Below are 9248 nucleotides of genomic sequence, written 5' to 3'. Positions count from 1 at the left end.
TGGAATATCCAGGTTTGAAAGTGCTATGAAAATTAGAAGAGTGGCAGTGACAGAATACTTAAGGAATCCCCAATACACGTTAAATTAATTCAAATATTTGAAAGTTTGGAAAAAACAATATGCTAGGAGCCAACTGCGTAACTCCTAAAAGATAACGCATCTCGCTCCAGTCCGGGCTCACGCGATATACCATTTCTGAACTTGCCGTCACCAGAGTACAAAAACGCTCTTCACTCGCACTCAGCGCGTCCTCAACCTGCCTGCATTCCTTAGTATTTTTCTGACAGGAATATTCTATCTGCTCCCACTTATCTTCTTTTTTAGTCAAAGCAAACTGGTGATTTGTGATAATGTCAAGAATTTCAACTGCACTGTATTTGTCAATTGGATAAGTGCAAAGAACCATCATTGAATACTTGCCTATAGCAGAGTCCAGTAATTTTTCGTGACCAGAAAAACTGTTTCCACTATACCTCAAACCATCGTATCCACTAGCGAGAGCCTTACTGGTTTTTTCAGTCAAGTAGTTAAATACTGTTTGTGGATCTAAAACATCTTCTTCTACATGCCAGCAAGAATAGGGAACAATGTCGATTTGCCCGTTTTCTAAATAAGCGCCAATATCAGGAATAACCACTTTCAAAGCTTCTTTTGCTTCTTCTTCATCTACAGGTTCTGATATGGCCCATAAACAGTACTCATTATTTTCAAGCCCTGCTTTGAAATAAGGAACAAGTATATCCATCAAATCTTCTTTTGTCCTGTAGAACTGGCAGAAATGTATTCCCCACTGTACGTTTCCAATAATATCAATACCAGAAATTCTGTTGCCGCTTCTCATGTTATTCTTTGATAATCAGGTGTAAAGTCAAAAGACTCTCTTCTCAACATTATTGCTTTATTTAATGTCTTACCTGGCTCAAAAATGGCTTAAAATTCTTCTTGCAAGAATAATTTATAGAATTCAAGTAGTAATATAAAGATTTATTTATATAAACATGACTGTATAATTAAGTCTCTGTATTACTTATTATAGAATAATAATTTCTTTAGATATATTTCGTTATCGAGGCAGCCTTACTGAAGGAAGAACTTGCCAAAAAGCCCGCAGGAACACTGGGATTACACGACAACTATCGCATTCAGGCTTGGTAAGTACATCCTCAAATGACCTGGGATCAAAATCATAACCTACCTCTACTAATCGGCTGTATTGAATAGCTTGACCGAGTCCTCACTGATGACGCCATGTATTACTATTGTTAATACAAGGAATATTGTGTTCCAGTCCGTCAATTTAAAGATGCCAAATTTTTCAATAACATTTTGTAATTATCGATTACTAAAAATACAAAAAGGATTTAGAAGTCATCGCAAAACTTTCATTGATGGAGGGGTTCAGCCATCATGCTTTTTAATAGTCCCTCAGAAATTTTTTTCATATGTTTGGCTGAACCATATGACGGAGGTATAATTTACATTCAACAATACTGCAAAATTTAGGTGTAATTTTTTGAAATTTGCCTATGTTATTTAGTAGTATGGTATTTAGTAGTATGGTATTTAGTAGTATGGTATTTAGTAGTATGGTATTTAGTAGTATGGTATTTAGTAGTACGGTATTTAGTAGTACGGTATTTAGTATGTTATAGAGATCCTTCATATCATCTCCTTGACTATTTTGGGATTTAACGTAGGTTGCTTCGAAAGAGGAAGGTAGAGATCTGCATATCATCTCCTTTTTAATCTTCGGTCTCCGATTCGTATCAATTTCATCTTAATTGAATCGATCCATCAAATATGTATAAGTTTAAGCTTCAGTGTTGTTCTTGGAGCTGTTTTCAAGCGTCCTTCCAAAAATTCATTGGGAAGTCGCTTTTCGCCTTATTAATGCATCGGACCTCCAGATCCCATTCCAGGCATTCCCTGAGCAGAGGACATGATTTCCATAAGGTCTTCGAGTGACTCTGCTCCGTTGATATCTTCTATTAGACCATTGAGTTCTGTGATCCTGATGCTAAGGCTCTCACTCATATTCTCATCGGTTGTGTTCCCACTTTCACTTGCCATCTCTTCAAGGTGTTCGATTTCCATTTTGAGTGAGTCGGTAGCCTGGGTTTGCAAATAGGTGAATACAACATTTTGAAGTTCTTCTGCACTGGATGCTGAACTTATTTCGCTGGACAGGTTGTCAAGATCAGTTACTTGTTCATTGAGCATCGCAGTCATATTTTCATCAGTCGTGTTGTCCAGCTGATCGTTAAGTGTTTCAGTCATATTTCCAAGGGAACTAACCATCTCGGCCTGAACCTCAGTGTAGTTATCGTCAGTTACGTTCTCAACCTTGGTGATGTCAAATAATCCAGGCATCCCACAGAGAACATGGTTCATTCTATCAGGTCCCATATTCATTCCATCAGGTATGCCTGCACATTTCTGACTTGACAGGACTTCCTGAAGGTCGGATGCACTGGAAGCTTCGCTTACATTAGTATAGAAACTCTGAAGTTCAGAAATTTGTTCGCTAATGGAATCAAGCATTTCCTCTCGGACATCAGTAAAATTTTCTTCAGTTATGTTCTCTCCAGGAGTAAATACAGGTTTGTTTTCCGAAGCAAAAGCGCCTAAAGGAAGAATGCATAATACTATCATTACCGCTGTAAAACGGTAAATTGAGTTTAACACTTTTGTTTTTACTTTCATAGCGTACTCCGTTATTGACTTCAATCTCTATTTTTTTCGTTAGTTCTGTTTTTCGAGCTAGTGATCTTGTATTGAATTGTTCTGTTGTCTGATTTTATAGTGGTTTTCTTGCCTGGTTTTTCGGTGATTTTCTTACTTGATTTCAGTTGTTTTCTTGTTGGTTTTTCGGTGATTTTCTTGCTTTATTTAGTGGGTTTCTTGCTGGTTTTTCAGTGATTTTCTTGCTTTATTTTAGTGGGTTTCTTGCCTGGTTTTTCAGTTGTTTTACGTTTTCTTGTCTGGGTTTTCCATTATTACATTTATTTCCGTATTTTTGATTGTCTTCAGACTATTGATCCGCTGACAGTCCTTAAATGAGCTGGCAAAAATATAAAGTTACTTTCGGGAATAAAGGATTTAAAGAGATTTAATTTTGAAAAAAAGCTTTATTCTATTTATAAAACCTTAAAGAACCTTAAATTAATGACTAAATACTTATCGAGGACTTTAAAACATGATGTTTGAATTCCGAAAGGTTCTTTATATATTTCACAGGAGCTTCGAATGCTGGTATACTCATAAAATGTTTTTATTTACGAGTCATCCTGCAAAAAGTAAAAAAAATCTGCAGATTGTAGCAGGTATATTTCCAGTTATTCGATTTCCAGTTATTTGAGAACACGCCAGTTATTGGTTTTCAAAACGACAATACCTTTCGACATGATGACTGGAGCTATCTCGAAAATAGGCAGCTCTGCCGGTGCCTTGATGATATGCCACTGTCCCGGGTTCTGCTCCCAGCTCAATTGTGTCCATTTGACAGTGCCATTCCCTGTCCAGGTGCTATGAACCTCGGCACCCTGCGGAAACAGGATGGGCTGGCTTAAGTCCGCTCCGAGAACGTCGACTTTTGGGATGTAACGCCATCCAAGGGCGTTGATTGTGGCCATAGACGCCTGCATCTGTGCCAGTGTTTCCCCATCAACAGGCTTTGCCCCGAGCATTTCCAGACGCAGAGATGTGTTTCCTTCGTACTGGCGCTGGTGTAGTAGTTCGGCCGAATGATATGCAGATCCTCGATATCGACATCGATTTTTGGCATGCCGATCTGTTCCCTGCCCCTGAGTATCGGCACGGTTTTACTCTCCAAGATTACCAGAACAAAATTCCCTTCAAGCTGGCCACGTTTTCCATTAAAACGGACCGGTACACTGGCCTGGAATAAATTATACGCTCTTCCCGCCATCCAGTCGATTTCTCGAAATTGACTGGATGAGATGTTTAGCTCAGGCATTAAATATCTAATATGAAAACATTTAGTATTATTTTTAGGATATCATAAAAGACATAAAATATACCATATTACATATAATATGGTATATTAAATTCCGTTGAGAATACATGTAAAAAATAACCGGATATCGCGGATATACAGTAAAAAAGGTCAAAGGGAGTAAAAAAGAGATCTCACGATAGTCAACATAAGGCCTTGAATCTGCCTTTTTATTGAGAAATCTTTGTCGTGTTATCGAGAAGTGTTTAATGCCACTTTATCCACTTTGCATGAGTGGGGGGAAAAGATGAGTGTCATAAATGAAGAAACTTCAAAAGGTGCAGTTGTCGATTCGCAACTTGGAAAGAGAAAAGTCGATTCTGAAGGATCACCGGTCGCTGGCAGCAGGATGGATGTCTCAAAGACCTATGCCGGAATTCCGGTTTTGCTCCAGAAAGTAATAGATGAGAATAATACCGCAGCCTGGGCGGAGATAGTTGAAAGAATCGATTATATTTACGCCAATCTTGATCATTCTCTGGGTGGGCTGGACCGAGAGACGGGGTTCGCCAGCAAGGTGAAATCGCAGATACAGGACGGAAAAAAATTGTTATTCAAGCCTAACCTGGTAAACCCAACCGCTATTGACGCAGGGACACATGGCGAAGGTCTGGGGGCTCCCATCTGTACCGATTGGTCTCTGATAGCCGCCCTGATGAGGTGGTTCCATGACAGGCTTGACATACACTATCATCAGATGGCTCTTGGGGAGGCTTCAACTGCTGTCCTGGGGTTGACAATCTCTCTCAGGTTAGCCTCCGGAAAGGACATCGCCACAGAAGCCCTTTTTGAAGGAAAGAGTGAGGATTTCTACGGAGGGTGGGGTTTTTTCTTTGTCCGCAAGTACCTTTCCGAACGACACCCTTCATCCCATGAAGACGACCCTATGAGAGGCTACGAGGACAGCGTTGCCGGAAGGTTCTTCCCGCCAGGAAAAGCCGGAAACCGGCTGATGGTCTATGACCTGAACAAACTTGACGAAGACACTTCAAGGGGCAGGACAGTCGCAGTCCCGGAGGGGGATAACTATAAAGAGATCACACTGCACAAGGTGATAGTCGGTGGGGAGCCGGGGGACAGTAACGACTTGAAAGACTATCCCGGGTGCATCCTTATTAATGTCCCAAAGATGAAGATCCATGCTCAGGACCTTCTCACAAATGCTACCAAGAACCTTGGTATCGGCCTTTACCCCACGCAGGCTCCCTGCGATCCTGGCAGTGGTGATATGAAATGGAAATATGCGTGCCCGTCCAGATTCCCATCTTTCAAAGGTGGGCTACCGCATATGCCCTGGGTAGTAAAGATGGATGACGATACCAACCTGCCTGTAAGAGATGAGAAAGGAGAATACATCACAACAAAAACCGCAGGAATGCCAGGGACTCAGGTGGACGTTATCAGGGCAGTACAGGCACAGAACATATTCATGGTGCATGTAATTGACGGAATAGATATGATTAATATCAACCACGAAGGGAATGGAACATCTGTTAAAATTCCTGAAGGTTACGTCTGGGCGTCCCTGGACTGTGTGGCTATCGACCTCCTCTGCGCCAGATACTGTTTCAAAACGGTACCTATGCGTGAAGCATTGAAGCTCAAGGATGAAAACGGCTGGCCCACAGAGTTTGTACACCACGTACCCGTAGCAATAATTGACGGAAAAAATATCGCAACCGAGGAAGACCTCGATTCACCTCTTTTCAGGTACAACCTGTACCATTATGCTGAAGCGAGAGGTGTGGGGCAGCAGAAATACTATGTCGTCGGCTGGGACGCCCTTACAGAGACACCACTGGCTTCCCTGGAGGGTCACCTGGGAAGGATAGAGGACAAGAAATTCCTTGAGCTAATGACGAAAACGATGTATTATAACCCTTCATGCATGCTATGGGACATGCAGAAGACTCTGCTGAGTTATGCAGAGGCTCACGATAAGCTGACCGGCTCCTCACTTTTAAAGGAATTCATGGACGGCTTCGATGAGAATAATGACGGGATAATAGATTACGACGAAAACGGGCGGAAAGGAATCTGGATTCCGTTTTTCAGAATGATGAGCCACTACTTTGATATTATGGCAACAGAAGAATACGGCCAGCTCAGAGGGAATTTCTATACTATTGCCGAAATCAGCCTCAAGCCCACAAATAAAAACTGGAACCCTGGAGGGCATGATTTTGCGCAGGAGCATGCGCTCGTGTGGACGGCAACCCTGGCCTTTGAGATGTCACGGGAAGAGGGTGGTGAAGACCCCTTCGTTCCGGGAATGATCTGGGGCAAAGGCATATGGCCTAGCTGGCAGCTGGCTACCCATATCAAGCTCACTAACAGTATCTATGGTTCCCAGTCACCTGAGACTATCAACTTCCAATCTCTATACGGCACAGCATTCCAGTATGCAGATAAAACTCGAAATGGAGGAGCCTATACCGGAAGCACAAATCAATTGGTCAGCGATCCAGCTTCTATTAAAAACTACTTTAAGGCTGTCTATGAGGGCGCAGATCCTCTCGGCTTCACACTGTATGTCCCTGCGGGATATGGGAGCCTGGAAGCACGCAGGATCCCCAATGTAGAGGAGACAGAGGATCCAGGCAAGGTCTTCACTGCTCACTTTGACGGCGGGGCGGAGGTATGGTGATTCTTGGATTCGATAGATTCGTATATCCAGAAACAGGCCCTGGCAGCCGCCCTGATTAACATGGTGGTAAACCCTCTCCTGGCATTTTTCATCAACAGGAACGTGGATACCGTTGCCTTATCCGGAATTGTGGTTGATACGATAATCACTTCAATCGTGATGACCTGGCTTGTGGCGGTCTTCTCGGCAGCTGATATTAATCGTCAACTTCGTGCTGGCCGATTCAAAGATGAAAACCTGCCCCAGCCCGGGCCGATACTGTCAAGGTTGCCGAGGAGAGGGGTATTACTGGGCACGGTGCTGTTCATCTGTACCGTATTGGTCATGGTGACTTTAACCATTTCCATGTTCTTTTTATTCGACATCACGGAGCTTTCTGTAAACAGAGTGGCACTGTTCAAGGGGATTTATACAGGGCCTGTTGCCTATGTAGTAGCTACTCTGGCGATAATTAGGCAGTGTGAGTCTTAACCCTCATATAAAGTAAAGTAAGTCAAAAAGAATCAATCGAAAGAGAAACGTGAAAAGTAGAATGGGGAATGAAAGTGGGGAATGATGAATATTTCAAGGATAAATATTGTCTGGTAACCGGTGCAAATTCCGGAATCGGGTATGCGATAAGTGAAGAGCTTCTGAAAAAGGGAGCAATAGTCTTCATGGCTGGTCGAAATGCGGAAAGTCTGGAATCAGCGGCTAAGACTCTTGATTCATATGCCGAACAGATTCGAATTCTGCTTGTTGATGTGACAAAACAGCCGGAGGTGGATAAAGCTATTCAGGATACGGTTGCCGCGGAAGGTAGAATTGACTTTCTATTTAATAATGCGGGAATTGGAGGTACGATGCCGACTGTTGACGCTACGCTTGAACACTGGCGATCTATTATTGATGTCAATCTCTGGAGCGTTATATACGGAATTAATGCCGCGTTGCCATTTATGCGTCTTCAGGGTGGAGGGCATATTGTTAACACGGCTTCACTTGCAGGACTGATACCTTTCCCATTCCAGTCTCTTTATTGCGCTACCAAGTATGCAGTTGTTGGGATGAGTGAAAGCATGCGGTACGAATTTGCTGAAGAAGGCATTCATTTTTCAGTTACATGTCCCGCAGCTGTCGTTTCACGGATCTGGAAAAAGCCTATACTGGGTCCAGTTCATGAAGAGATAAAAGCCCCTGAAGATGCAATTCCAGCTGAAGAAGCCGCACAGATAATCCTTCAGGGTGTTGCGGATAAAAAAGGAATAATTGTAGTGCCAGAGCAACCATGCGGATGGCTTTGGCATGAATACTGTAATTTATCTGAAGCCGCAGAAGATTTCCTGCTGAAAATGGCTCATGATCGACGGATAGAGTGGTCAAAAAGACAGAGGAGCTGAGGTAGTTGAATCAGAGTGGGACTTTACCAAGCTCAATGAGGAAGATCTGTCTCCGGGCATAGGCAAGACTATAAAAGCAATAAATTTTTAAGGGTCACTTAGCTGGACAAATTATAGAGCTTAAGCCCTCACTGATGATTTTATTTCTTTTGTTCTTATTTCTTTTGTTCGATATATCGATCTTTAGCTTCCTGAAGTATAGTGACTGCTGTTTCGAGGTCTTTCCAACCGATAACCTTCACGCGTTTTTCTTCTAAATTTTTATAAGTTTGGAAAAAGTTAGTAATCTCCTTAAATAGATGAGGTGGAACCTGCTCAACTGTCTCAATATAATTCCACATAGGGTCATTCTTTGGAACACAGAGTATTTTTTGATCTCTTCCTTTATCATCTTCCATGTCAAATAGTGCCACAAGATGTACATCTATTATACATCCCGGAAATGTAGGTTCCCAGGTTAAAACCATGGCATCTAAAGGATCACCGTCAAGGGCCAGGGTGTTTGGGAAAAAACCATAGTCTGAGGGATATACCATTGAAGAAAAAAGCATTCGGTCGTATTTAATCACTTTTTTCTCTTTATCGTATTCATATTTATTCCGGCTTCCTTTCGGGATCTCTATAAGTACGCTTTCAACCTGTCTTTCCGTCATACCGTCACTTCCTTTTTACTCCTGCTTGTTATTGCTTTTTATGATTGTGATTATTTATGAGTTCATAGACTATGTCCCCTGATAGGGTCATACTATTAAAACATGACCTTATGAATTAATTTTCTTAATATGAAAGGAAAAACCGAAAACAATGCGGAAAAAAATCCATTGTGGAAGTTTGGTAATATCAAGTCTGAATGAAATGAATATAAATTAAAATAGACAGTGTGATACCAAGAAAATATTTTCTGTTTTTCAGGGTTTGATTCTTAAAATTGTATTGATTCCCAATCTTGGATCTGTCATGCCTGCAGAATAACATCAGCTTTAACTAATAAAAACACGATTTAGGACTTACGCAGTTAAAATGCCGAAAACTTGATATCTTTATAAATATACTTATGGCTTAGTGTTTCTCTAAAAACGTACGGAGTTATGGACATAAATCCACCTAAGTGTACCGACATTGACTACATTAAATATCTCATTGCGGCTTCTAAAGTTTTTAGCTGTACTGAAGCTGCTAGATGTTATCCAGACATAGCTAATGCTCC

8 protein-coding genes and 2 pseudogenes are annotated in these 9248 nt (G+C 41.6%); 5 read left to right on the top strand and 5 right to left on the bottom strand.

The genetic code is table 11. The features are described from left to right. Nucleotides 1-79: 79 nt before the first annotated feature. The 3 genes from A9239_RS05460 to A9239_RS19355 form a co-directional block, all read right to left on the bottom strand. Entirely contained in the window at nt 80-841 is a 762-nt protein-coding gene (locus A9239_RS05460) for an MEDS domain-containing protein (RefSeq protein ID WP_052712656.1), read from the bottom strand. Nucleotides 842-1887: 1046 nt separating this feature from the next. Beyond that, nucleotides 1888-2703 carry a hypothetical protein gene (locus A9239_RS05450; protein WP_048120204.1) on the bottom strand — a complete coding sequence of 272 codons (816 nt, stop codon included), beginning with the start codon at nt 2701-2703 and terminating at the stop codon, nt 1888-1890. A 647-nt stretch (nt 2704-3350) separates the two neighbouring features. After that, on the bottom strand, nt 3351-3632 hold the full coding sequence (locus tag A9239_RS19355; RefSeq protein WP_162488868.1) for an acetoacetate decarboxylase family protein: 282 nt from the start codon (nt 3630-3632) through the stop codon (nt 3351-3353). Between A9239_RS19355 and A9239_RS20215 the strand changes: the two genes are divergently transcribed. Next, a complete protein-coding gene (locus tag A9239_RS20215) occupies nt 3625-3747 on the top strand; it encodes a hypothetical protein (protein ID WP_255361911.1) in 123 nt (40 codons plus the stop codon). The genes A9239_RS19355 and A9239_RS20215 overlap by 8 nt on opposite strands. Before the next feature lie 19 nt (nt 3748-3766). On the opposite strand, the pseudogene A9239_RS20860 reads toward A9239_RS20215, so the two are convergent. Next, nucleotides 3767-3976 (bottom strand): annotated as a pseudogene (locus tag A9239_RS20860) (acetoacetate decarboxylase family protein); the annotation flags it as partial. Between the two features lie 286 nt (nt 3977-4262). Here A9239_RS20860 and A9239_RS05440 point away from each other — a divergent pair. The 3 genes from A9239_RS05440 to A9239_RS05430 all read left to right on the top strand — a co-directional run bounded on the left by A9239_RS05440 (nt 4263) and on the right by A9239_RS05430 (nt 8041). After that, nucleotides 4263-6662 (top strand): DUF362 domain-containing protein, encoded by a 2400-nt coding sequence (locus A9239_RS05440; RefSeq protein ID WP_080941542.1) that lies wholly within the window; start codon nt 4263-4265, stop codon nt 6660-6662. Between the two features lie 3 nt (nt 6663-6665). After that, nucleotides 6666-7133 carry a hypothetical protein gene (locus A9239_RS05435; RefSeq protein WP_048154359.1) on the top strand — a complete coding sequence of 156 codons (468 nt, stop codon included), beginning with the start codon at nt 6666-6668 and terminating at the stop codon, nt 7131-7133. 74 nt (nt 7134-7207) lie between these two features. After that, nucleotides 7208-8041, top strand: a complete 834-nt coding sequence (locus A9239_RS05430) for an SDR family oxidoreductase (RefSeq protein WP_218104553.1) — start codon at nt 7208-7210, stop codon at nt 8039-8041. Nucleotides 8042-8196: 155 nt separating this feature from the next. Here A9239_RS05430 and A9239_RS05425 read toward each other — a convergent pair whose 3' ends face one another. After that, a complete protein-coding gene (locus A9239_RS05425) occupies nt 8197-8694 on the bottom strand; it encodes an inorganic diphosphatase (protein ID WP_048120210.1) in 498 nt (165 codons plus the stop codon). A gap of 435 nt (nt 8695-9129) precedes the next feature. Between A9239_RS05425 and A9239_RS18840 the strand changes: the two are divergent. Beyond that, nucleotides 9130-9248, top strand: a pseudogene (locus A9239_RS18840) (IS701 family transposase); the annotation flags it as partial.

It is taken from the genome of Methanosarcina sp. A14 (genome assembly GCF_001729375.1).
Classification (GTDB): domain Archaea; phylum Halobacteriota; class Methanosarcinia; order Methanosarcinales; family Methanosarcinaceae; genus Methanosarcina; species Methanosarcina barkeri.
The sequence above is the reverse complement of the archived record's forward strand: the minus strand, read 5'-3'. Positions and strand labels throughout refer to the sequence as shown.